Here is a 24,826-nt window from a genome sequence, read left to right as displayed (position 1 = left end):
ACCGCAGCGTCCTCCTGCGGTGGCCAGGTTCTTCATTACGGATCGGCGCACTACCGCCCGGATCACTCCCCTGCCTGGCCGATTGGTTATGATGATCATACAAATTGATTCAAGCCATCAGGGCGGACAGGAGCCTCAATGCCGGACGAGCGCATTTCGAACCATTTGGAAGCCAAGATTTCCCCGGTCGACCGGACGTCTCCCCTACCGGCATGGGCGCAGGTTGAGCGCGATCTGCGTGCGGTCATGGACCAGGGCCTTGAAGCCGGCCTCCAGCTGCCCACCGAGAATGACCTTTCGCGAATGTACAAGGTGAGCCGCATCACCATCCGTCAAGCCCTCTCCGCATTGGCCGACCTCGGCTACGTGGAGCGTAGACAGGGAATGGGCACGTTCGTGGCCGAACGACCCCGGCTGGTCCAGCATGACTTTGGGTTGCTCGTCCCGTGGCGGGACAGATTTCGCGCCGCCGGCGAAACAGCCACATCTGTACATATCAAGGACGCGGCCGCCGAGAGCGAGCCCTACGAAGTATCCCGTGAGCTTCAAACGGGCGAGCGTGGGACGGAGCGCCTGCACCTCAAGCGCCTGCACATCGTCAACGAGCACCCAATCGGCCTGACGGATTCGTGGTTGGCGGGCAAAGCGGCCGAAGCCCTGCAGGGCCGCGAGCTCGTGGACGGCTCCGTCTCAAAGAGCCTGGAAGCGGAAGGCGTCGTCCCGGACCAGGTTGATCATTTCCTGGAAGTCAGGTCTGTGAACAGCGCAGAGACCGCTCTCTTGGAGACCGTCATCGATGCGCAGGTGTTCGTAGTCTGGTCGATCAGCCGGCAGAGTGGAGCGCTCGTCGAGACGGCGAGAACCGTGTGGCTTGGCTCGCGAGTCAGATTCCACTACTCGACGAAGACTCTGGGCCGGAACCACAAAGGGCCGCGCTGACCATCGCCGTCGACGTCCATTTGCCGATCACTCTAGCTCCAAAATCCTTCATGGGCTGCGGCGGCCTCGTCTTCGAGGAGAGGCCCGACCACGTCAATCTTTCGCTGGCCACGCGAGATGACATCACGGCAGGGCAGGCTCAGGGTGGGGTTGTCAGGATCGTCTCCGGTCAGCGTCAGCAGCAGAGGCTCTGAAAGGGCATAGACAATGCGCCCCACGCCCGTCCAGTAGGCTGCGCCGGTGCACATGACGCATGGTTCAGCGCTCGAGTAAAGGGTTGCAGTGGACATTCCATTTTGGCCCAAGACACCAAAGGCGGCCGCGACGACGCGCAACTCGGCATGCTGGGTAGGGTTGCCCTCCGGAGGCATCGAGTTGTTGCCTGCCCGCGCCACCACACTTCCGGACGCGTCCACCACGATGGAACCGAACGGGTGGCGCCCCCTCCCCTTTGCCTTCTCCGCCTCCGCGATGGCGGCCCGAAGGAAGGCAGTCTCGTCCTCCGTCAGGACGTTGCGTGTGTTGTTTGGGAAAGGGGCGCACATTTTCCTGCTCCTTTGCTCGTGCCTTGCCAAGCGGCCCGCTGACGGGCCTCGGAGGGGCGGTTGCTTCTATTCGGAGAAAGACAGCTCGGTCGCCATTAGTTGGAGGAGGCCGGCCGCTGCGCTGACGGCAATGACAGCGGGACTCTTCCCGCCAATGTCAGGCAAGCCAATGGGACACGTGATGCTTCCAATTCGGGCGTCATCGTGGCCCTCGGCTTTAAGTCTTTGACGAAATCTGGCCCACTTGGCCCGCGAGCCGATCAGGCCGACCGATCCGAGGTCGTCCCGACGAACGGCTGCGTCGCACAGTAGGAAGTCCTCAGCGTGATCATGAGTCATGATGAACACATGCGATCCCTTCGGTAGCTCCGCCAAGGCGGAGTCGGGAACGGCGCTGTGAAGGGAGTCGATGTCCGCTATGCCGTCGTTGACGTCCGCAAGGAAGGCGGGATCAAGCTGGCTCGGCCTGCTATCCACGAGGATGAGTCGGACCGGCAGACGGGAGAGAATTCTTGCCAACTCATGTCCAATGTGGCCGACGCCGAAAATGGCAATCGTGGGGCGGGAGCGAAACGGTTCCAGTAAGACGCTGGCGGTACCCCCGCAGCACTGGCGCCCGTACTCGGTGGCTGCATGTTCATTGAGTGCAAACGTCACGCTTTCGGGTAGGCCTGAACCAGCCAGGAGCATTTCCCGTGCCCGATCAATGACGGTTGCTTCCAGGTTGCCGCCGCCGATGCTGCCCCACGATGTTTCTGCGCTGATGACCATTTTTGCCCCGGGTGCGCGTGGGGCATGTCCTCGCACGTCGGTCACAGTAGCCATGACACCGGGTGCGCCTTCCGATCGGAGTTTCTCTAGCGCCTGAAGCCAGTACATGTCAGTGGGCGGGGCCGGCGGATGGCGCCAGCAGGGCATTGCTGCTGTGTGACGCAGGCGCGGATGCCGTTGTGGCCTTGGCGGCCTCGATGGCCCAGTACACCGCTTCCGGCGTGGCAGGACTCCGGAGCTCCACAGAATGATCCCGGGAACCGAAGGCGCCTACGGCTTGGCGCAGGGCTTCCCGGACGCTGAAGGCCAGCATGAACGGCGGCTCGCCTACCGCCTTGGACCCGTAGACTGCTCCGTCCTCGGTGGCCCGCTCGAAGAGATGGACGTTGAACTCTTCGGGCACTTCAGAGAAGCTGGGCAATTTGTACGTGCTGGCTGATTGGGTAGCCAGCCGCCCCCTGTGGTCCCCGTCCGATTCGTTCCAGCTGAGTTGCTCCAGGGTCAGCCAGCCCGCGCCCTGAACAAAACCGCCCTCAACCTGCCCGATGTCGATCAGGGGGGACAGGCTGTCTCCGACGTCTTGGACGATGTCGGTACGTAACAGACGGTAAGCGCCGGTGAACGAATCAACCTCGACTTCCGAAACGGAGGCCCCATAGGAGAAGTACTTGAATGGTTCGCCTCGCATGCGGACACTGTCCCAGTGCAAACCCTCGGTGCGGTAGTACCCGGATGCGGATAACTGTATGCGCTGAAAGTAGGCTTCGCGGACCAGATCGACGAAGGCAAAGTCCTGCTCAGGGACACCGATCCCTGTAACGCGGCCGTCCACAAAGCGGACCTCGTCCGGGTGGATGTTCATCTTGCGTGCGGCAACCTGTGCCAGGCGTTCGCTGATCTGTTCACACGCGTTCTTGACCGCTCCACCGTTGAGGTCGGAACTGGAGCTCGCCGCGGTGGCAGAAGTATTCGGCACCTTGTCGGTTCGGGTCGGCGCCAAACGAACGTAACCAAGCGGCACGCCCAGGGCCGTAGCAGCCACCTGGCGCATCTTTGTGTGAAGTCCCTGCCCCATCTCGGTTCCGCCATGGGTGACCAGGACGGAGCCGTCTTTGTAGACGTGGACCAGCGCTCCGGCTTGGTTGAAGGCCGTGAAGTTGAATGAGATCCCGAACTTGATGGGGGTGATGGCGAGCCCGCGACGCCTGTGGGGGTCCGAGGCGTTGAATGCGTCGATCCTTTCCTTTCGACGGGCTACGTCTGCGCGTTCCAGAAGTGTTTCCCAGATGCCCGGCAGGCGCTCCGCGTGCCGCACTGGCTGCCCATAGGGCGTGCTCTGCCCTGGAACATAGAAATTGCGACGCCGCAGCTCGGTGGGGTCCAGGCCCAACAATGGGGCGCATCTTCCGAGAACTTCCTCGATGACGAGCATGCCCTGTGGGCCGCCGAAACCCCGGAAAGCTGTCTGGGAAGTCTTGTTCGTCTTGGCGATCCGACCGTTTAGGAGGACATTCGGAATCCAGTAACTGTTGTCAACGTGGCACAAGGCCCGGGCCAGCACTGGTTCGGAGAGGTCCAAGCACCATCCGCCGTCGCTGGTAAGCGTGGCTTTTAGAGCCTGGATACGGCCGTTGTCATCAAATCCGACTTCCCAGCGCGCATGGAAGGGGTGCCGTTTGCCGGACATCGTTATGTCCTGCGTGCGGTTGAGGCGAAGGCGTACGGGGCGACCCGTCAGTACTGAGCCCAGGGCAGCGATGGCTGCATACCCATGGGGCTGCATCTCCTTTCCGCCAAAGCCGCCGCCCATGCGAATGCACTGCACGGTCACGTTGTGGCTGTTGAGGCCCAGGACGTGCGCCACGATTTCCTGCGTTTCCGACGGGTGCTGGGTGCTGCACTGGACGAACACCTGGCCGCCCTCGTCAACGTGCACGAATGAAGCGTGGGTTTCCAGGTAAAAGTGCTCCTGGCCACCAAATTCGAGTTCACCACTGAACTGGTGCGATGCAGCGTGCAAGGCGGAATCTGCATCCCCCCTCATGACCGTCGGGCGATGGCCTTGGAAACTCCCGGACTCGATGGCCTCCGTAAGCGTCACTATTGACGGTAGAGGTTCATAGCGAACTTCAACAGCTTCGGCCCCCAAACGTGCGGCTTCGAGAGTCTCGCCGAGCACCCAACAGACGGCGTGGCCATAGAACATGACCTCCGTAGGAAACAGCGGTTCATCGTGCTTGATGCCGGCATCATTGACACCCGGCACATCCGCAGCGGTCAGGACCCGGACCACACCGGGAATGGACATGGCCGGTTCGGTCCGGAGGGACGTAACAAGCGCGTGGGCATGGGGAGCCTGCACCGGCCACGCATGCAGCACGTTCTGGCTTCGAAAGATGAGATCGTCCGTGTACAACGCCATCCCGGTCACGTGAAGGTCAGCGCTCTCATGAGACACAGCCATTCCTACTGCGGGATTGACGGGACGTTCGGCCAAGGGCTTCATCGGTTCTCCTCCGTGCTCGGGGCAGATGCGGTCTCCGCCTGGAACTTCAGCAGTGCGTTTCCAAGCATTGCTGAGCGATAGGCGGCACTGGACCTGAGGTCATCGATCGGTGAACCTTCAGTGGACATCATTGACGCTGCGGCTTGCGCGGTCTCGGGGGTCCATGGCTGGCCCAGCAGCGCTTCCTCTGTGCGGGAGGCGCGTATCGGTGTGGCAGCTACGCCTCCAAGACCGATCCTTATGGAGGAAACAGCATCTCCCTCGAGCTGCATGGCGAAAGCCACGGAGACGCTGGAGATGTCGTCGAATCTGCGTTTTGCGATCTTGTAGAAAGCCGTATGCTCCGCCAACGGAAGGGGGACGCGCACCGCACGCAGCAACTCGCCGGGTTGGCGTACGCTCTGGCGGTAACCGGTAAAGTAGTCGGCCAACGCTACTTCACGCTCACCTCGCACCGAGGCAAGCAGGACGGATGCGTCCAGGGCCAGCAATGCCGGCGCCGAATCGCCGATTGGAGATCCCGTGGCAAGGTTTCCTCCGAGGCTTGCCGCATTGCGGATCAGACGGGAAGCGAATTGAGGAAACATCTGAGCCAACAGTGGAATCCGGCCCGCGAGCCCGCGTTCCGCTTCTGTCAGTGTCAGTGCGGAACCGATTTCAATCCAGTCGCCACTGAATTCGAGGCCCCGCAGCGGCTCCAAGCGGTCAATCGCGACCGTCAGAGACGGCCTGTCATGCCGGAGATTGACCTCCACGCCGGCATCCGTGGACCCCGCCACGAGCTTCGCCTCCGGATTCTGAGCCAATAGTTCCAAGAGGTCTTCCAAGGTCACAGGACGGGCGAAGGCCGCATTGCCGAGGGTTGCGGTCGTCGGCCGGGCGGCCGGGGCTGCCTCGGACTGCCTTCTCAGCAAGGGATCTGCCTCGTCGGGGGCGTCTAGCGCATACGCTGCGTCACGGATAGGGCGGTAGCCCGTGCATCGGCAAAGGTTGCCGCTGAGTGCGTGCAGATCAAATCCGTTTGGTCCGCATTCCGACTCCATGGCATGGTCCCCACCGGCATGGGTGTTTGCATTTTCCGCGGAGGCACCTGCATGCCTGCCACGCTCGGGCCGATAGTACTCGGCAGCCATGGAGCAAACGAAGCCTGGCGTGCAATAGCCGCATTGGGAGCCACCCCGGGTCGCCATCTCTTGCTGAACCGGGTGCAGATCGCCGGCGGCAAATGGCCCGCGGTCCGCGGCAAGGCCCTCAGCCGTGACGATCTCCTGGCCGTCGAATGCTAGGGCAGGAGGCAGGCAGGCATTCAAGGACGTCCATCGACTTTCGTCGACTCTGTCCGGACGGACCACCATGACGGCACAAGCGCCGCACTCGCCCTCCGCGCAGCCCTCCTTGGCTCCAGTGAGACCCTCAGCCCTGAGCCATTCAAGCAACCGCACGTGCGGACCCACTCCGTCACCATCGCGGATCTGACCGTTGACTGTTATCTGAATGTCACCCATGTTCGTCTCCTAAATCCTTGGAAGTATGTGCGATGTGGAGTGCGAGGATCCTGCGTCAATGGACGCGCTGCCTCCAGATTTTGTCCAGTTCTTCCTGCAAACGTCCGGCACATTGCCTCGAGGCTGCCCTCAACGCAGCGCCTTGGTCCCTGCCTTGCCGTAGCTGGACCCACAGTTGTCATTGCTCAAAACGCGTGACCACGACCACACATGAGCTAGATACGTCTAGTGATCATAATAACAGTACTTTCGTCCGGAGCGAAGGCTTCCCACTACCCGAAATCCCCCGGCCCGGGTGGCCCACCCCCGTTCCCGCGACCATTTGCGAACTTCAAGAACCATTGACACGATTGTGAGTAAGGACATAAGGTATTGATATCAATACAAGTAGTCTTATTCGGGATGTCAGTGACCCGGATGAACTCAACGATGGAGACTAGATCGCTTCTCTTCCTGGTTTCCCAAGTGGGAAACTCAAAGAACACGTGGTTCCAAGTGCGTGTGGCGTGTGTCCCAGAAGGATGTGCAATGCGTATCTTCAAGAACTCAGTACTTGCGGCCGGTGCTGCGGCTGCTGCGTTGATCTTGTCCGCGTGTGGCGGCCCGTCCGGGTCGGCCAGCGGCAAACAGCAGATTGAGATGTGGTTCTGGGGAGCGCCACCGGCTCACCAGAAGGAAATGCAAAACGTCCTGGTAAACGGCTTCAACAGCTCCCAGGACAAGTACGAACTCAAGGTGACCTTCGACAATGCCGTCGACAAAAACGTGGAAGTCGCGCTGGCGGCCAACCGAGGTCCCGATGTGGTGTACGGCTCCGGCCCTGCTTTCGCGGCCGCATACGTAGCCAAGGGAAAGCTCGCGGACATGACGCCCTACGCGGACAAATACGGCTGGAAGGACCGCATCCTGGACCCGATGTACGAGTCCGGCACGGTGGACGGGAAACTCTACTCGCTACCCAACTCGCTTAATAACATCGGCGTCTTCTATAACAAGGCCGTCTTGGACAAGCTCGGAGTAGCCGTTCCCACCTCCACAGCAGAACTGAATGGAGTGATGGACAAAGCCCAGAGTCAAGGCTTGTACGCATCAGTCACCGGCAACAAGGGTTGGAAGCCGGTAAATCAGAACTACGCGTCCTTGTTCCTCACGCACGTGGCCGGCGGCAAGACCGTGTATGACGCCCTCCAGGGCAAGACCTCGTGGACCGACCCGAAGATTGCTGCGGCCATCGATGCCTCCAAGGACTTCTACGGGAAGGGGTATCTGGCCGGGAAGGACTACTTCAACCTGAACTTCGTCGAATCCATGCAGTTGCTCTCCCAGGGCAAGGCCCCGTTCATGTTCGGCCCAAGCCTGGCGTTCCAGTTCGCCACCGACTCGTTCAACGAGAAGAACGGCAACGCCGGTGACCTCGGATTCATCCCCTTCCCCAACGTGAACTCTTCGCTGGCATCCCCCAATTACACGCTGGGATCCACCGCCTCCCTGTCCATCAATAACGCATCAAAGAACAAGGACGGCGCGGCCATGGTGATCGATTACATGATGACCGAGAAGTTCTCGGTCGACATGACCAAGACCTGGCCTGGCTACTGGGCGGTGCCCCTGAAGAAACTGGATGCCAACCCGTCTGACTTCACCGGCCTATCCAAGCCCTACGTGCAGGCCATGAAGGACATGATCAGCGGCGTCAACGAAGGACACTACGGCTTCTTTGCCGGCACGTTCTTCCCGCCCGCCACGGCCACTGCCTTCGACGACATCGACAGCGTATGGCTCGGCAAGACCTCAACAGGGGACTTCCTCAAGAAGGTCGACGCGACGTTCGCCGAGGAGAAGGCCAAGGGACTGGTTCCACCGGTACCGGAGCCGAAGTAGCGATATCACCCTAGCTTCCGGGGTAGGAGCGATCCCTGGCCTACCCCGGCGGCGAAGCCAAGATAAGACGGTTCAATTGTGACTCTTTCACTCAAGACCCCAAGTAGGAATGCACTCGACGCACGGCAGGGCGTCCGATCCCGGAAAACGTTCCACCGGCGCCGCACCATCATCAATTACCTGCTTCTGGCTCCCGCGCTGCTGTTGTCAATCGTCGTCGTTGTGGTTCCCGGCATCCTGACGGCCGTTGCCTCGTTCACGGATTGGGACGGGCTGGGCTTCAGCGCCAACTTCGTGGGAACGGACAACTTCACCGACATCTTCAACGACCCCACCTTCTACACTGCACTGGGGAACAACATCAAGTGGGTCCTGCTCTTCTTGACGATCCCCGTTGCCCTTGGGTTGCTGACAGCATCGCTGCTTCTCAGGCGGAAGAAGACCCGGACCCTCTATCAGGTCATCTATCTGATGCCCTACGTTCTGGCTCCCGTAGTCAACGCCATGGTCTGGCTGAGCATCATCTACAACCCGCATGGCGGCGTAGTCGGATACCTGCGCGACCGTGGAATGAGCATCGAGCCACCGCTGGCCAACCTGGACATGTCAATCTACGCTGTTGCCGGCGTGGACATGTGGCACTACTGGGGCTTCCTAACAGTCATTTACCTGGGTGCCATGCGCCAGACCCCGGTGGAGCAGGTAGAGGCAGCCATGGTGGAGGGCGCCAATGCGTTCCAGATCTTCAGGCACGTATACCTGCCGAATATCCGAGCGACGCTGCTCCTCATGGGCGTGATGATCGTGATCTTCTCCTTCTTGGCGTTCGACTACGTCTATCTGCTGACACAGGGAGGACCGGCGCACTCGAGCGAAGTCATGGGCACGTATGCCTACGCTTTTGCCTTCTCCAGCTTCCAATTCGGCAAGGCGGCAGCCGTGGGCCTCATCATGAGTTTCTTCGGACTCGTCGCGTCCTTCGTCTACACCTGGCTCAGCCGAAGGGATCTCTCCAAATGAACACCAGCTCGCGCAAATTCAACGCCATCTCCGGACACGTCGTCCTCGTTATCTTCGCCCTGATCGCCATCTTGCCCCTCGCACTGGTCGCCATCAACAGCGTCAAGAACAGCGCTGACGTCACCGAGGATCCACTCTCCTTGCCCACCGGGTTCAACTTCCAGAACTTCATCGACGCATGGTCCTATGGCAATTTCGGGCTGGGCTTCATGAACAGCCTGGTGCTGACCGCCACGACGGTTGTTGTTGTTCTTGTCCTGTCCTCACTGGCTGGGTATGTCCTGGCTGGCAAGAAGGTCCGCAGTTGGCCTGTCATCATGGTGTATTTCACCATGGCCATGACCGTGCCAATCCAGCTGTTCCTGTTCCCGCTGTACTCGGGGTTTGCCCAGTTGGGGTTGCTGGACAACGTCCCGGCCGTTGGCGTGGTGCTCGCGGCAATCAACATGCCGTTCGGCGTGTTCATGATGCGAACATTCTTCCTCAACGTCCCGGCGGAGCTTGAAGAGGCTGCCTTCGTCGACGGCGTCAACACCTTCCAGCTCATCCGTCACATCCTGTTCCCCGTGGTCCGCCCCGGCTTGATTACGGTAGGCGTGATTGTGGGCCTCAACGCCTGGAACGAGTTCCTGATTACTTCCACTTTCCTGCAGAACTCAAGTACGAAGACTCTCACCTTGGGCTTCCTGTCCATGAACGGCACGTTCAGTACAGATCTAGGCGTCATGATGGCTGGCGCCATGATTCTGATCGTCCCGGTGCTGGCCATCTTCATAGCGCTGCAGCGGTACGTGGTGGACGGGCTCGCCAGCGGATCCGTGAAGGGCTAGTGCAACCTCTCGAACGAACTGCAGGAAAACCAACAATTGCAACCACTGGAGCGCTTTGTGCTCTTCACCCGAAAGGATACTTTCTTGTCCACCAAAGCTCCCGGAACATGGGAAAACTTCACTGTCAACACCAAGCCTGCCGAAGGCTTCGCAGCACCGACCGGCTACACCGATCTGACGCCTGCGCTGCGGGAAAAGATCCCAGCCGGCATGCAGGACGGGCAACTCCATGTCTTCATCCCGCACACGACATGCACGTTGATCTTCAACAGCGGAGTGGATGGCACGACCTTGGCCGATATCCGACTGTTTATCGAAAGCCAAGTACCCGTGGATCGCCCCTTCGTTCACCTCCACGACGGGCCGCAGGATGCTGCTGCCCACGTCAGGCTTGTCTTCGGGACCAACTCGCTTTCCGTGCCTGTCATTGACGGCAAGCTCGCGATCGGCCACAGCCAGGGCATCTACCTGCTCGAACTCGACGGCCCGCGGGATCGGACCATCCACCATTCTGTCAGCACAGTTGGACTATGACGACGGTCGGCATCGCCGGTGGTCTGAGCGTTGACCACCTGGTCACGGAGGGCGCGGGAGTCCGTTTCCGCGTCCTCGGTGGCCCTGGCCTGTTTGCCGCACTGGGCGCACGCACAGTTGCGGGCACACAGGTCCGGCTCCACACCGCCCTTCCCGACGACGAACCGACGTTCGAATCCCTCTTCCGTTCCGCCGGAGTGGCTATGGAATTCTGCGCCCGAACTCCATATGCAAGCCGGTTGTGGATCCTCAACTCCACAGAAGGCCGCCGGATCCTGCCAACCGCGAGCCCGGATGGGCTGGAAGTTGTCGGGAAGGTAGAGCACGAGGAGTCGGCGGGCACCGCACCAGACGAGTTCTACAGAGGGCTGGAGGGACTACTGTTATCTTCACCGCAGATGTCCCGGCCGTCATCGAAGCGGGCGCGTGTTGTGGGCGTGGATCCGGACCAGCGGGAAGTCATGCGGCATGGCCTCGACTACTGGCTCGCGATGGCCGAACAAGCCACCGTGCTCCTGCCAAGCCGGGTCCAGCTCGCACAACCAGGCCAGGATCCTGGGGATGCCGCCGTCATGATTTCTCTGGCTACGGGCGTTCCGGTCATTGCACGACTCGACGTTGATGGACTGCTTGTCGTCGACGGCGACCGGGCGTGGAGCGTACAGGATCCTGAGGTCCGCGTGGTGGACACGATAGGTGCCGGCGATGCATCAGCAGCAGCAATTGTCGCGGCTCTGGCTGGCGGGTCCAGCCTTGTCGAAGCAGCGGCCTTCGGCGCCAGCGTGGCCCGACTCATACTTTCCGATTGGGGCCATGCCGGCCTACTCAGGGACGAACCACTAACCCGTCCCTACGAAACACTCATTACAAAGGAGCTCTAACAGTGTCTGGAATCGAGACAAAACAAAGCCTGGCCGACCTGCTGGAGGCATTGGACCGTGTAGAGTCCGTTACTCCCCTGGAGCAAAGCGCACCTCTGGGCAACGCGGTCTTCGTCGGCTCTGGCGACTCTTTGGCGTCAGGGCTCGTTGCCCACAACTTCGGGCACCGTTCCATGTCATCGGGTGACATCACCTGGACAGACCAATTGCCGGCGCGGGCTGACACCATCGTTGGCATCTCCCACTCGGGGACTTCCGGCGCAACGGTGAAGGCTCTGCGGAAGGCCCGCGACCAGGGGCTTAACACGATTGCCATCACGTCCAACCCCGACTCGCCAATCGCGGCGGCCGCTGAGGCAGTCCAAATCGTCCCCACACTGCCTGTCAGCGAGGCGGTTCCATCCGCAGGGCACATCATGCTGGCTTTGGGTGTTGCGGCAGTTTGCGGGGCCGATGTCTCGAATGGACCCGGAGAAGTCGCCAAGGTCCTCCGGGAGCTTGAGTCGGCTATTCCCGCAGTGACCGCACGCTTTGGCGATACAGCACCCGCGGGAATTTCAGTCTTGACCCTGCCGGACCTCCGAAGTGCCGGAGATTTCTGGACCCTGAAGCTGATCGAAGCCGCCGGAGTAGTTGCAAGGGTTGTTCCGCTTGAGGAAAGCGGCCACGTTGACTACTTCATTGGACCCCAGGAGCAGCTGACGATCCAGCTTCTGGGCGGCGTTGGAAAGGCCCGGCACGAGCGACTTGAAGTGGCGCTGGCTGCCAACGGACAGAACGTCGTCCTTATTGACTTCAGCAGCCTTGCCCCATCGTCGGGCGCCGTTTCATCCATCAGCCGGGACATAGCAGCGGCGTCGTTCGGTGCCTTTGTGGCCTACCATGCCGCCCTCGCCTGGGGACGCCCGCCGTTCCGCGGTGGCGCCGTCAATATGGATGCCAGCCACATCAAGCTGTCCGAATAACGGAACCATACCAAAGCGGGGGCTCCAGGCTGATGGCCTGGAGCCCCCGCTTCACTGTTTTCCGGTTGTTCCGGGAATCCGCAAAAGAATGCGTCAAAGGACGGCTTAACGAACGGCAGGCTGGAGTTCGGAAAGGTACGGCAGGGAAGCGATGGCACCGGCTCTAGTAGTCGACATCGAAGCAGCCCTTACCCCGAGGGCCACCGCTTCCACGAGTGACTGCCCCATGGCCAGTCCCGCTGCAACGGTCCCGCAAAAGCAGTCACCAGCGCCGGTGGTGTCGACTGGATCCACACGCGGCGCTTTGACTGATATGGGCGCTTCGCCGGGCGTCAAGATGGCACATCCAGCGGCACCTCGAGTGACAACAATGGTGGCCGACGTTGTCAGACGGATGGCTTGGGCGGTGACCTCCGGAAGGCTTTTGGCTTCAGCGTCGGCACCTACAATGGCTGCGAGCTCGCTTTCGTTGACAATCAAGACGTCGACGGCGGATAACAGTTCCGCGGAAAGCGGACCGGCTGGTGCCGCGTTCAGAATACGGACGCCCTGGGCTGCTCCGAAGGCCTGAAGAACTGCCTCCGTCGGAACTTCCAGCTGGGCAAGGACCACATCTGCCTTAGCGATCTCTTCCGCGGCCTCCCCCGACGTGATCGTGGCGCGGTTCGCGCCGGGACTCACCAGAATCCGGTTCTCGCCGGACGCTTCTACAACGATGACTGCCAATCCAGTGGATTCGTTGTGGGCCTGCCGCAGCAGCGCAGTTCCGACGCCCTCCGCTGACAGGCAGTCATAGAAACGTGCAGCCACTGGATCTCCGCCTACGGTGCCCATCATCTGAACGGCAGCACCCATTCGGCGCGCGGCGACAGCCTGGTTGGCCCCCTTGCCGCCGAGCCCCTTGCTGTGGCCGCGGGCCATCAGAGTCTCGCCAGGGCCTGGTGCTTGGACGGCAGATATGACCAAGTCCTCGTTCAGGCTCCCCACCACGACAACATTGCCCGTCCGGACGGCTGGAAATTCCAAGTCACGCTCTTGTTCACTCATGCAAGTCATTATAAAGTTATAACAACGTACAATTCTAGAGAACGGAGTCACGATGAAGAACATTCTGATCGACTGCGATCCGGGCATCGACGATGCCCTGGCCATCATCCTCGCGTTGAAGCACCCGAACCTTGACGTTCGCGCCGTCACGACCGTGTCCGGCAACATGACTGCCGACCACACTTCCATCAACGCCCGAAAAATCCTTGAGTTCATGGGCAAAGTGGACATTCCCGTGGCTCAGGGGCCACTCAAACCACTGGTGCGCGACTACCCGCGCGATCCCTTCTCGCACGGAGACGACGGACTGGGCAATACCGGGCTCCCCCAACCGAATCTTCCCCTCGATGCCCGCACCGCCGCAGAGGTCATTGTCAGCACCGTCAACGAGCACGCCGGAGACATCTCCCTGGCGTTCACTGGCCCACTGACCAACTTGGCACTTGCCCTTGAACTGGATCCGGAGCTGCCGTCCAAGGTCAGCGAATTGGTCTTTCTGGGCGGCTCCTTCGGATTCACCAAATACGCGTTCACTCAGGCAACAGGTGACAACCCGGCCAGCGAATGGAACGTCTACGTGGATCCAGAAGCCGCGGACATTGTCTTCCGGGCAGGGTTCCCACTGCGCTGCATCGGCTTGGACGTCGCCACGCACATCGACATCAACCTCAGCGACGAACGGCTGGGAAGGCTGCGGAGCAGCGACAAACCCGAGGCCCGCTTGGCGGCAGACATAGTGAAGTTTGTTCGGGACCGGGAGTACCAGTCCTACTGCGCACTGATCGATTCAATGGTTATTGCCGATCTTGTGGACCCTGGAATCGTCCGGTTTGAGGAGATCTACTGCGGAGTGGAGACCGAAGGGAAATTGACCCTCGGAATGACCGTTGCAGACATCCGCAACCATCACGCTTGGACCGACCTGCCTCGCATCCGGGCGGCAGCCGATGCTGACTTTGGACGTTTCCTTGACTTCCTCGTTGACGGGCTCACCGCATGAGCGTCACAAAGAGCCGCCTGATTCAACTGCCCAAAGCAGAACTACATCTTCACATCGAGGGCACCTTGGAGCCGGAGCTTGTCTTCAAACTGGCCAGGCGGAATGGCGTCGAGCTGCCTTACCGGGATGAATCGGACCTCAGCCAGCAATACGCCTTCGAGAATCTGCAGTCATTCCTGAATCTGTACTACGAGTGCATGGCTGTCCTGAGAACCCGCGAGGACTTCGCAGACCTTGCGCGCAGCTATTTCGCGAAAGCCAAGGAACAGGGCGTCCGCCACGTCGAGATGTTCTTCGATCCCCAGGCCCACGTATCCAGGGGAGTGGACTTCGACGAGGTCGTGGAAGGTCTCCACCAAGCGATCGGCGAAGCCTGGACGGAGCACGGAATTTCCGGCGGCCTCATTCTCTCATTCCTCCGGGACGAGCCCCTGGAAACCGCGCAAGACGTCTGGTCAAAGGCCAAAGAGCGGCCCGAGCGGTTCGTTGCCGTAGGGCTCGATTCGGCCGAAGTGGGCTTCCCTCCGGGGCCCTTTGCGCCCATCTTTGCCGAAGCGCGGGCGCTCGGCCTCAGGGCCGTTGCCCACGCAGGCGAGGAGGGCCCGCCGTCGTACATTAACGGGGCCCTGGACGCACTGAAAGTCGACAGGATTGACCACGGAATTCGCGCCATGGAGGACCCCGAACTCGTCCGCCGGCTGGTTCGGGACGCTGTTCCGTTGACCGTTTGCCCACTGTCCAACGTCCGCCTCGGCTGCGTACAGGATCTTGCCGACCATGGCCTGCTGGCGATGCTTGACGAGGGACTGATCGTAACTGTCAATTCCGACGATCCGGCCTACTTTGGAGGCTACGTAGGCGACAACTTCGTCGCAGTGGACTCTGCCCTCGGACTCGATGACGCCACGGCAGCCCAACTGGCCAGGAATTCCATCAGGGCCGCGTTCGCTCCAACGGACCGTAAGCAGGCGCTGCTCGAACTCATTGACCAGTGGGAAGGCGCAGCATGAGCAGCAGCCACGTGAAGTACGCCATCCTCTCGCACGTGATCATCGATGACATCGTCCATGCCGACGGTCGAGAGGATCCGGGACATCTGGGCGGAGCCGGCGCCTATGCCGCACTCGGTGCAGCCCTGGCGGCGAGCGATGGAGAGGTTGGAATTGTTGCAAAAGTGGGCTTGGCGGATCGCAGCCAGATCGCCGCGGAATTCGTTGATCGCGGGATATCGGTGGAGGGGCTTGCCGGCGTTCAAGGACCAAGCCCCCGCTCCACACTGCGGTACTTCGAAGACGGCGAACGCATCGAAACCCCGCAGCACGGAGATGCCCATTTTGAGGCATTGACGCCCATGCCCGCTGATATTCCCGAATCGTGGGCCGGATTGGAAGGAGTCTATCTGTTCCACGACGCGGATCCGGAGTACTGGCGGGCGGTGGGCAACTACCGCTCGACGCACAACGTGACCCTCCTTTGGGAGATCTCGGCCGCGGCGTGCACTCCGGAACAGTGGGATTCCGTCCGCAGCATTCTGCAAATGGTGGATGTCTTTTCGATCAACAGGACAGAGGCACGTGCCCTGCTGGGCACGGATTCGCTGTCCGAGGCAGTGGAACGGTTGCGGGAAGCAGCACCCCTGGTCTTCCTGCGGCTAGGTGAGCACGGCTCTCTGCTTATTCGAAGCGGTGAGACCTTGGCCTTTGCTCCCGTTCCGACGTCGGTGATCGATCCCACTGGCGGTGGCAACTCCTACAGCGGCGCGGCCCTCGTCGGATTACTCGCATCCAAGGGAGATCCCGCTGCTGCAGCACGGACGGCTGCAGCCGTCGCGAGCCTCGTCATAGGACAATTCAGCCTTCCCTCAACCGGCCCGGAACAGCGCAGCCTGGTGCGGCAGCGGTCGGCTGCCGCGAACACGAAGGACCTGCGGCTGCTATTGTTATAAAGGATCTAACAATATGACAACAAGAGGGATGCCGCCCGCATGTGTCCTCAGTGCGACGTACACCCAGTACATCCTGTTGTCTGTCTGATGGAAAGCGAATTCCAGTGGCTGAAGTATCAACAGTTGAACGAAAGTCGCCTTTACCGGCGTGGGCCCAGGTCCTGCGCGATGTCAGGCGCAGGATCGAGGAGGGTGAGCTCGAGCCTGGTGGCCGCATGCCCACTGAGAATGAGCTGGCGAGCTCGTATGGCGTCAGCCGGATCACTGTTCGCCAGGCGCTTGCGGACCTGGCAGCACAGGGTTTCGTGGACCGCAGGCAGGGCACCGGGACGTTTGTGGCGCAACGTGCCATCCCGATCCAGCATGACCTTCAACTGACGACTCACTGGCGTGCGCGATTCGCTGAGGCCGGTTTTGATGCGCGTTCAGAGGAGATCGAACCGGCATCCGATGACCCGGCGCCGCATGTGTTGCTGCGCGAAGTGGAGGAGGCCGAACGTCCAGGCCGAACCGTTCATTTGCGGAGGCTGCACGTGGTGGATGGCAGAGCGATCGGGATCACCGATTCGTGGGTGTCCGCAGATCACGCCCCCGGCATTGGAAATCAGCCTCTGATCAACGGTTCGCTGTCCCAGACGCTCAGTGAGGTCTGCGGCATTGATGCACCTAAGACGGAGAGCTTCCTGGAAGTCGGGCTGGCCTGCGTTGGCGAGGCCCTGCTCTTGAACACCTATGTTGATGCACCACTCTTTGTGGTCTTGTCCGTTTCACGAACCACAGACAATCAGATCCTGGAAATGTCGCGGGCCGTCTGGATCAGCGCGCAGGTAAGGTTCCACTTCCTTAGCTGAGCTGAAACCCGTCGGTCGCGTCGGTCCGGGATCCCCAGCGAACCCGAACCGAAAGATGCCCTCCTTGACCAAGACCCTGCTTTCGCCCGCGCCATTCAACTGGCCACAATTGCTCGTTCTTGCGGCAGCGGGTTTTGTATCTGTCACCACCGAGCTCTTGCCGGTCGGCCTGCTGACATTGATCAGCAACGAGTTCGAAGTTTCAGAAGTGGGCGCTGGCCTCCTGGTAGCTGCATATTCGGTGATTGTCGTGTTTACCGTTATTCCGCTGAGCAGGCTGACCTCGCGGGTGCCCAGGCGCAGACTCATGGTGGCAACACTGATTGCCTTTTTGGTGGGCACGCTTGTCCTGGTGGCAGCTCCCAATTTTCAGATTGCACTGTTCGGCCGGCTCATCAGCGGGGCAGCCCACGGGATGCTGTGGTCAGTGCTGGCCCCATACGTTAGCCGCATCGTTCCTACGAAAGACGTGACCAAGGGGCTTGCGGTGATGTTCAGCGGGAGCACGCTGGGACTCGCGGCGGGAACACCCCTGGGGACGTCACTTGGACAACTGCTCGGCTGGCGTTTTGCGTTCGTGGTGCTGGCTGGTGCGACCGCCGTTGCGGCCATTCTGGTGAGATGTATGTTGCCCGAGATTCCCGGCGCCACACCGGGCGCTCACGCCAGCCCGCTGTTGACGGCCCTCCGCATGCCCTGTGTGATGCCGCAGCTCACGGCATGGACACTTCAGGTTGCAGCCCATTTTGGTTTGATGACGTACATTTCATCCTTCTTTGCTGGCCGCGGCCTTCTGCCGGCAGTCACGGCAACCGCGCTCAGCGCCCTGGGGTTAGCGGCCTTGGCCGGAATTTGGATTGCGGGAGTGACCGCGCATCGGCTCAACAAGCCTGCCCTGATCATCTCGTGCGTCATGATGGCCGCATGCTACATAGCCCTGTCAGTAGGGCGCCTGGATTCCTTGTGGGCGATCATCCTGGTGACTATTTGGGGAACCGCGCAGTCGGCCAGCAACGTCTTCAACCAGACGGCGGTGTTGGCGTTCTCCGGTCCCAACGCGGAAGCCGTGAACAGCATGGTGGTGGTCGCGATACAGATCGGAATCACAGCCGGATCCATCTTCGGCGGCGCCGCAGTCCAGGCACTGGGTGTTGAGCAGTTGCCTTTGGCCTTGCTGGTACTGCTCACCGGTTCATTGATCCTGGTTGTTCGAGCACACGGTTTCCAGATCGCGAGGAACCGTTGAGTGACCAACGGTTAAGAATTGCATAAATCTGTTGCTGAACCGGCCGATCATGCGATTGGCCGTTCCAGCGGCGGATTGAGCACGAACATCCATGCCCTCGTCTATGGCAGGGCCGGCCCTTGGTGCTGCTGGTCGCCCCCTGGACAGGGCGGGCGTACTCATCCCGCGCGATCCAGACACCCCTGCGCGGACGCGGGGTCACGGCCGTCATCCCTCAGCCGGCCGATCAGATCGGCCACCGGAAACGACGCGGCACCGCCGGCGGCAGGCCACCAGCCTTCGACAAAGAGGATTACAATGCAGGAACGTCGTCGAACGGAACTTCAACACCTTCAAGCAGTGGCGAGGCCCGGCCACACGCTACGACTATGCAGATGGTCTAATACCGCTCCGGGAGGCGATCTGACTCGCGCGACGACTAGCTTCGTGCCTAGAGGTTGATCAGTCGAACAAGACCCGGAATGGCGTTCGTGCTGTCACTGGCTGTAAGGATGTGTCCCAATAGGGGCTTTCGCACCAGGAACGATCACAATCTTGACCAAATCTCTCGACCAGCGAGGGCCACCGTTTCCAAGAGAGGGGCGACCATGTCTGCCGGCGCCGCTCAACCCGTGGCTTTGCACCCAACTTCGCACGCCGCAGAAGACGCCCTTCTGGGCGTCGACACCCACGAGCACGTTCACGTCGCCGCAATGATCGCCATGATCGGTGGTCTCCCCGACACCCGCAGTTTCCCTGCTACAACGAATGGCTACGAGGAAACCCCGACGGACAGAAGGAAGCCGAGTCACTGGCGGCGCTGGGGCGCGTCGGACAGCCGGAGGATGTCGCAGCCGTCGCTCATTCCTAGCATCGGACGACGAAAGCTGGGTTACGGGCGGAATCATCGATGCCAGCGGTGGTTCGGGCCTCTCATGGCAGGCACCGTGCGGTCCATCCAAGAGACTTTACAGTTCAGCGCTGCGGGCCAGAACCAATGTACTACCAGCTGGTCGAGGCAATCCGCTTGGCCATCAGGTCCGGCGAACGCCGCCACGGGCAACGGTTACCCACCGAAGCAGACGATAACGAGGCAATGTACCGGCCCGAAACACGGTCCGCCCAGCCTGGTCATATCTCGAACAGCAGGTCGCTTCAGCCGTCAACCTGGACGCGGCAATTTCGTCGGCTGACTGGTGCCACCGGGTCTCTAGCCCGAAGTTGTCAGGCTGAAGGGCGATGCCAGGACAGAACGCAGGGCGATGCCGGCCGCGCCCAGCAGGGCCGCGGACTGGCCCAGTTCTGAAACCGCCACCCTGGCGGGAGAGACGACGCCGGGCGCGTAGTCGGCCAGGCTCTCTACGACAGCGGGTGCAATCCACGGCCCCATCTGGGTGAAATGGCCGCCGAGCACCACGGCGGACAGGTTCATCAGGCGCGCCGTGGACGCCGCGGCAATGCCCACATAGTGGCCGGCCCGGGCGACGGCGGTAAGAGCGGCTGGGTCTCCGGAGGCGAGGTGTTCACCTAGACGCGCGAGCCTTTCTGATGCCGCGCCCGGCGCAATGCCGGCTTCGGCGAAAATGGCCTCCTGCCCGGCGAACGATTCGAGACAGCCATGGCCGCCGCACGAACAGTCGGGGCCGGACGGTTCCACCACCATGTGGCCCACCTCGCCGGCCTGTCCCCGGGGGCCCGCAAACAGTTCGGAGCCGATCACGAGGCCGCCGCCGACGCCTACCTCGCCGGAGATAAACAGGTAGTCGCGGAAATCCAGTCCGTGGCCGTACCAAAGCTCGGCCAGCGCCGCGCAGTTGGCTTCGTTGTGTAGAACCGTGCCGAACGGTGCGTCCGGAAGGAGCCGGTCGAGCTGCAATGCAACCCCATGCCAGTGAAGGTTGGGGGCGGTGGCAACTGTCCCCGCTGCTGAGTCCACCAGGCCGGGAACGGCAAGTCCGCCGCCAAGAAGCATTATTCCGGCCGCTGATGCCTCCGCCGCAACGTCGCTGACGAGCCCTGCCAATAGTGACATGACGGACTCGGGCGACTGGCCGCGGTTGCCGCTTTCCAGTGTCCGGTGGATCCGCAGCGTCCCGCCGAGGTCTAGGAGCCCTGCCGAAAGGTAGTCGACGTTGATTTCCATGCCCACCACGCCGCGGCGGGTGCTCAGTTCCAGGCCTACTCCCGGGCGGCCGCGCTCACCGTCCCGATAGAGGCCGACTTCGGAGACAAGCCCGGATTCCACGAGGTCGGCAACCAGGCTGGAAACCGCGGCTTTGGTGAGGCCTGTTGCAGCCGACAGCTGTGCCCGGCTGGGTTTCGCGTCCGGCGTGCGGGCGATGGAATCGAGCACGAGCGAGAGATTCCGACGGCGGACGTCACCCACGCGTCCGGGCGCAACTGGCTCATTCACTGAAGGGGACCCTCCTGACGGAGTCGAAGATTTCCTGCCGGTTTCCATTGACCATGATCCACCACCCACAATATAGTTCAGGTTGAAAACTAAATAGAAGGCTATTCTTCCCCAGCCTCCCCACAGCTTTGCAAAGGAGCAGCAATGACCCCTCAGCCAACTCCCCAGGACCGCTTCACCTTTGGCCTTTGGACCGTCGGCTGGACCGGCGCCGATCCATTCGGCGTCGCCACCCGCCCGGCCCTGGACCCCGTGGAAGCCGTCCACAAGCTCAGCGAGATCGGCGCCTACGGGATCACGATCCACGACAACGACCTGGTCCCGTTCGACGCCACCGCCTCCGAGCGTGAACTGATCCTGAAGAACTTCAAGGCAGCCCTGGCCGAGACGGGCCTGAAGACGCCCATGGTCACCACCAACCTGTTCAGCCACCCCGTCTTCAAGGACGGCGGCTTCACCTCCAACGACCGCTCCATCCGCCGCTTCGCCCTCAGCAAGGTCCTGCGCAACATCGACCTCGCCGCCGAACTCGGCGCCGACAACTTCGTCATGTGGGGCGGACGCGAAGGCAGCGAATACGACGGCTCCAAGGACCTCTCCGCAGCCCTGGACCGGATGAAGGAAGGCGTGGACACCGCCGCCGCCTACATCAAGGACAAGGGCTACGGCCTGCGGATCGCCCTCGAGCCCAAGCCCAACGAACCCCGCGGCGACATCTTCCTGCCCACCGTCGGACACGGCCTGGCGTTCATCGCCCAGCTCGAACACGGCGACATTGTCGGCCTCAACCCGGAAACCGGCCACGAGCAGATGGCCGGCCTGAACTTCACGCACGGCATCGCCCAGGCCCTGTGGGCCGGCAAGCTCTTCCACATCGACCTCAACGGCCAGCGCGGCATCAAGTACGACCAGGACCTCGTCTTCGGCCACGGCGACCTCACCAGCGCCTTCTTCACCGTGGACCTCCTGGAGAACGGCTTCCCCAACGGCGGACCCAAGTACGACGGCCCGCGCCACTTCGACTACAAGCCCTCCCGCACGGACGGCTACGACGGCGTGTGGGAATCGGCTAAGTCCAACATGTCCATGTACCTGCTGCTGAAGGAACGCGCCATCGCCTTCCGCGCCGACCCCGACGTCCAGGAAGCCCTCGCCACGTCCGGCGTCTTCGAGCTCGGTGAACCCACGCTGAATGCCGGCGAAACCACTGCGGACCTGCTGGCTGACGCCAGTGCGTTCGAGACGTTCGAGGCCGACAAGGCCGGCGAGCGTTCGTTCGCCTTCGTCCGCCTCAACCAGCTGGCCATCGAGCACCTGCTCGGCGCCCGGTAGGCTTCCCGCACCCAGCCAACTCCCGCCGCCAGCGGACGCGCACACTCCCGGGTCCGGCGGCAGTCTTGTAGAAAAGAACCCGCCATGCCGTTGGTAGCAGGAATCGACAGTTCCACCCAATCATGCAAAGTGGTGATCCGTGACGCGCAGACCGGCGCCATGGTCCGCCAAGGCCGCGCCGCCCACCCCGAGGGCAGCGAGGTGGACCCGGAGCACTGGTGGACCGCCCTCTTGGAAGCCGCGGAGCAGGCCGGAGGCCTTGACGACGTCGCGGCCGTTTCAGTCGGTGGCCAGCAGCATGGCATGGTGTGCCTGGACTCCGCCGGCGAAGTGGTCCGCCCGGCCCTGCTGTGGAACGACACCCGCTCCGCGGGTGACGCGGCGGAGCTTATCGCGGAGACCGGGAACGGCGACGCCAGGGCTGGGGCCGCCTTGTGGGCTGGGGCGACCGGCACAGTGCCGGTGGCATCCCTGACAATCACAAAACTTCGCTGGCTGGCACGAAACGAACCGGGCAATGCCCGCCGCGTCGCCGCCGTCTGCCTCCCGCACGACTGGCTGAGCTGGCGACTGGCCGGCCATGGCCCGGGCACAGGGCCTGCATCGCTCCAGCTACTCCGGACGGACAGGTCCGATGCCTCGGGCACCGGCTACTTCTCCACGGAATCCGGGACCTATCTCCCGGAACTGATCGAAAAGGCGCTGGGCCATCTTCCGGTATTGCCCGCCGTCGCCGGCCCCTTGGAAATTGCCGGCAAAACGCTCACGGGAGCACTCATTGGCCCCGGAGCGGGAGACAACGCGGCAGCGGCCCTGGGCGTTGACGCCCGCCCCGGCGACGTTGTTGTGTCGCTGGGGACGTCCGGGACGGTCTTTGCTGTCTCGGAGACTCCGGCCGCCGACCCCTCCGGACTCGTTGCGGGCTTCGCCGATGCCACCGGCAACTTCCTCCCGCTGGCCTGCACGCTGAACGCAACCCGGATCTTCGATTCCACCGCCGAACTGCTCGGTGTGGGCCTGGCCGGACTCACCGAACTCGCCCTGGACGCCCCGGCTGGCGCTGGCGGCCTCACGCTGGTGCCGTATTTCGAAGGCGAGCGAACACCCAACTTGCCGTACGCCACAGGCTCCCTCCATGGCGCCACCCTGGCCAGTTACACCCGAGCCAACCTCGCCCGCGCAGCTATTGAGGGGGTGGTCTGCTCCCTCGCGGATGGGCTCGCGGCCCTCCAAGCGCAAGGCGTTACCGCCCGGCGGATCATTCTCGTGGGCGGCGGTGCGCAGTCCGTTGCCGTCCAGCAGATCGCCGCCTCCGTATTCGGCCTCCCGGTCGTGGTGCCGGAGCCAGGAGAATACGTGGCCGACGGCGCCGCCCGCCAGGCGGCCGCCGTCCTCACCGGACAGTGGCCGCATTGGAAGTCCACCAGCACCGAACTACCGGCGCCCGACCGGGGGGCGCCGGACATCGTCGAACAGTACCGGCAGTACGCCCGGACCTACCTCAACGACTGAGCATCCCGTCGCCGCCATCAGCTGGATAGGTGGCACAACAAGCAGCTCTCGCGCAACCTCCAATTCAGCACTCTTGAGCAACGCATCCGGTATGTTCGCAGGTTAGTCAGCGGAGGGAGGGACTGCATGTTTTGTCTGATGTGATACTCGCTACAGACCCGAGCCGTGCATGAGCCAGGGCATTCCTCCTCCGCCTTCCAGCGAACCCTAAAGTTCAGCTAGGCATAATGAACTGAAGATCCGGTCAAGCGCTATTAGACCGGATCTTCGCCAACTGAGAGGCGCACGGGCTCGAGTTTTTTACGGAGCGACGATGCGTTGCCTGCGCCTACATGGTCCAGCGAGTGTCCGGTCTCAATGAAGTTGACAACACGACGTGAAGTTTTGCCGGGTTACATGAGACAGATCGTGCCGCTGACTTCTCACTCAAGTTGGCAATTCCATATGCGTCTCGGCACGGGAGCGTAGCCATTCGGCCCACAGGTTCCGCGTCCCCGGCGAATCCCTGACCAGTCAACGGCCCCGATGACACGCGCGAGAAGATGAGGTTTGACCTTGAAATCGCCGGCAACCTCGTCCGTGAGGAGTTCCGCCGTGAATGAGCGCGCTCCCCGCCGGCCCGTGAACTGACCCCGCCCCAAGCCGCTCCTTATGACCGTTGTCTGACTCGTCCGGAACGCGGTCGCACTCCGACCGTTCGGCCGGGGAACCCACCGGCCACGTCGGCGGAGGTACCGGCCATCAAACTCGCCAGGGAAGCCCGCGACCGCCGGTGGAGAAGCCCACCTCAGGCTCATCCGGGACAGCAGAGGCGTGGTGTGCGGCAGCCTTATCGACGGTGGCACCTATGAACAGATGCGCGGTCTCGGCTGCGGGCGGTGGAGCCCGGCCGACCTCGATCGACCCGGGCCGGATGTCATGGTTGATGACGATCCCGCCCTGACCGGCGGTCACGCAGCACCATGATCGTCACCGAGGCGACCAATCAGCGGTCTCGCGGCCTCCCTGGCATCGACAGGTAGAGACTCGCTGCAGGTACAGTCTGATTCAGGACCCAGCGCCCCCGATATGACCCCATCGAGACTGCACCTGCCAGGACTGGTCTGAGCACAGAGAAGCATCAC

The 24,826-nt window shown here is 62.0% G+C and carries 21 protein-coding genes; 14 read left to right on the top strand and 7 right to left on the bottom strand.

Features of this window, described 5'->3' with window-relative positions:
• The first annotated feature begins 138 nt into the window (after positions 1–138).
• Complete coding sequence (locus tag ASG77_RS12215; protein WP_056345835.1) at positions 139–939, top strand: GntR family transcriptional regulator; 801 nt, start codon at positions 139–141, stop codon at positions 937–939.
• 32 nt (positions 940–971) lie between these two features.
• Here the strand turns inward: ASG77_RS12215 and ASG77_RS12210 are convergent, their stop codons facing one another.
• The 4 genes from ASG77_RS12210 to ASG77_RS12195 all read right to left on the bottom strand — a co-directional run bounded on the left by ASG77_RS12210 (position 972) and on the right by ASG77_RS12195 (position 6,266).
• Positions 972–1,484, bottom strand: a complete 513-nt coding sequence (locus ASG77_RS12210) for a nucleoside deaminase (protein WP_056345833.1) — start codon at positions 1,482–1,484, stop codon at positions 972–974.
• A 66-nt stretch (positions 1,485–1,550) separates the two neighbouring features.
• Positions 1,551–2,363, bottom strand: coding sequence for a xanthine dehydrogenase accessory protein XdhC (gene xdhC, locus ASG77_RS12205; RefSeq protein ID WP_056345831.1), 813 nt, complete (start codon positions 2,361–2,363; stop codon positions 1,551–1,553).
• Position 2,364: 1 nt separating this feature from the next.
• A complete protein-coding gene (gene xdhB, locus ASG77_RS12200; protein WP_056345829.1) occupies positions 2,365–4,761 on the bottom strand; it encodes a xanthine dehydrogenase molybdopterin binding subunit in 2,397 nt (798 codons plus the stop codon).
• The gene (locus ASG77_RS12195) at positions 4,758–6,266 is read right to left on the bottom strand and encodes a xanthine dehydrogenase small subunit (protein ID WP_056345827.1); all 1,509 of its coding nucleotides are present in this window, start codon (positions 6,264–6,266) and stop codon (positions 4,758–4,760) included. The genes xdhB and ASG77_RS12195 overlap by 4 nt, the downstream gene beginning before the upstream one ends.
• A 528-nt stretch (positions 6,267–6,794) precedes the next feature.
• Here ASG77_RS12195 and ASG77_RS12190 point away from each other — a divergent pair.
• The 6 genes from ASG77_RS12190 (at position 6,795) to ASG77_RS12165 (ending at position 12,377) form a co-directional block, all read left to right on the top strand.
• Entirely contained in the window at positions 6,795–8,147 is a 1,353-nt protein-coding gene (locus ASG77_RS12190; RefSeq protein WP_056345825.1) for an ABC transporter substrate-binding protein, read from the top strand.
• A gap of 78 nt (positions 8,148–8,225) precedes the next feature.
• On the top strand, positions 8,226–9,167 hold the full coding sequence (locus ASG77_RS12185; protein ID WP_200950756.1) for a carbohydrate ABC transporter permease: 942 nt from the start codon (positions 8,226–8,228) through the stop codon (positions 9,165–9,167).
• On the top strand, positions 9,164–9,997 hold the full coding sequence (locus ASG77_RS12180; RefSeq protein WP_056345823.1) for a carbohydrate ABC transporter permease: 834 nt from the start codon (positions 9,164–9,166) through the stop codon (positions 9,995–9,997). Before ASG77_RS12185 ends, ASG77_RS12180 begins: the two co-directional genes overlap by 4 nt.
• Before the next feature lie 84 nt (positions 9,998–10,081).
• A complete protein-coding gene (locus ASG77_RS12175; RefSeq protein ID WP_156380304.1) occupies positions 10,082–10,531 on the top strand; it encodes a secondary thiamine-phosphate synthase enzyme YjbQ in 450 nt (149 codons plus the stop codon).
• Positions 10,528–11,412 carry a PfkB family carbohydrate kinase gene (locus ASG77_RS12170; RefSeq protein WP_056345819.1) on the top strand — a complete coding sequence of 295 codons (885 nt, stop codon included), beginning with the start codon at positions 10,528–10,530 and terminating at the stop codon, positions 11,410–11,412. The genes ASG77_RS12175 and ASG77_RS12170 overlap by 4 nt, the downstream gene beginning before the upstream one ends.
• Positions 11,413–11,414: 2 nt before the next feature.
• Positions 11,415–12,377: an SIS domain-containing protein gene (locus ASG77_RS12165; RefSeq protein ID WP_056345817.1), complete on the top strand. Its 963-nt coding sequence runs from the start codon at positions 11,415–11,417 to the stop codon at positions 12,375–12,377.
• Positions 12,378–12,482: 105 nt separating this feature from the next.
• Here the strand turns inward: ASG77_RS12165 and ASG77_RS12160 are convergent, their stop codons facing one another.
• Positions 12,483–13,424, bottom strand: coding sequence for a ribokinase (locus tag ASG77_RS12160; RefSeq protein ID WP_056345815.1), 942 nt, complete (start codon positions 13,422–13,424; stop codon positions 12,483–12,485).
• A gap of 52 nt (positions 13,425–13,476) precedes the next feature.
• On the opposite strand from ASG77_RS12160, the gene ASG77_RS12155 reads away from it, so the two are divergent.
• The 5 genes from ASG77_RS12155 (at position 13,477) to ASG77_RS12135 (ending at position 18,466) form a co-directional block, all read left to right on the top strand.
• Positions 13,477–14,424, top strand: a complete 948-nt coding sequence (locus tag ASG77_RS12155; RefSeq protein ID WP_056345813.1) for a nucleoside hydrolase — start codon at positions 13,477–13,479, stop codon at positions 14,422–14,424.
• Positions 14,421–15,434: an adenosine deaminase gene (locus ASG77_RS12150; protein WP_056345812.1), complete on the top strand. Its 1,014-nt coding sequence runs from the start codon at positions 14,421–14,423 to the stop codon at positions 15,432–15,434. The genes ASG77_RS12155 and ASG77_RS12150 overlap by 4 nt, the downstream gene beginning before the upstream one ends.
• Positions 15,431–16,369 (top strand): carbohydrate kinase family protein, encoded by a 939-nt coding sequence (locus ASG77_RS12145; protein ID WP_056345810.1) that lies wholly within the window; start codon positions 15,431–15,433, stop codon positions 16,367–16,369. The genes ASG77_RS12150 and ASG77_RS12145 overlap by 4 nt, the downstream gene beginning before the upstream one ends.
• A 41-nt stretch (positions 16,370–16,410) precedes the next feature.
• Positions 16,411–17,220: a GntR family transcriptional regulator gene (locus ASG77_RS12140; protein WP_082575997.1), complete on the top strand. Its 810-nt coding sequence runs from the start codon at positions 16,411–16,413 to the stop codon at positions 17,218–17,220.
• Positions 17,221–17,284: 64 nt separating this feature from the next.
• Entirely contained in the window at positions 17,285–18,466 is a 1,182-nt protein-coding gene (locus tag ASG77_RS12135; protein WP_162254938.1) for an MFS transporter, read from the top strand.
• A 1,189-nt stretch (positions 18,467–19,655) separates the two neighbouring features.
• Here ASG77_RS12135 and ASG77_RS12130 read toward each other — a convergent pair.
• On the bottom strand, positions 19,656–20,858 hold the full coding sequence (locus ASG77_RS12130) for an ROK family transcriptional regulator (protein ID WP_056345805.1): 1,203 nt from the start codon (positions 20,856–20,858) through the stop codon (positions 19,656–19,658).
• Between the two features lie 144 nt (positions 20,859–21,002).
• Here ASG77_RS12130 and xylA point away from each other — a divergent pair, with 144 nt between their 5' ends.
• Together xylA and xylB are read left to right on the top strand one after the other, a co-directional pair.
• The gene (gene xylA, locus ASG77_RS12125) at positions 21,003–22,190 is read left to right on the top strand and encodes a xylose isomerase (protein ID WP_056345802.1); all 1,188 of its coding nucleotides are present in this window, start codon (positions 21,003–21,005) and stop codon (positions 22,188–22,190) included.
• 84 nt (positions 22,191–22,274) lie between these two features.
• Entirely contained in the window at positions 22,275–23,702 is a 1,428-nt protein-coding gene (gene xylB / locus ASG77_RS12120; RefSeq protein ID WP_056345801.1) for a xylulokinase, read from the top strand.
• Positions 23,703–24,443: 741 nt separating this feature from the next.
• Here xylB and ASG77_RS21920 read toward each other — a convergent pair.
• A complete protein-coding gene (locus ASG77_RS21920; protein ID WP_156380302.1) occupies positions 24,444–24,656 on the bottom strand; it encodes a hypothetical protein in 213 nt (70 codons plus the stop codon).
• Positions 24,657–24,826 lie beyond the last annotated feature (170 nt).

Source organism: Arthrobacter sp. Soil762 (assembly GCF_001428335.1).
Classification (GTDB): domain Bacteria; phylum Actinomycetota; class Actinomycetes; order Actinomycetales; family Micrococcaceae; genus Arthrobacter.
The sequence above is the reverse complement of the archived record's forward strand: the minus strand, read 5'-3'. Positions and strand labels throughout refer to the sequence as shown.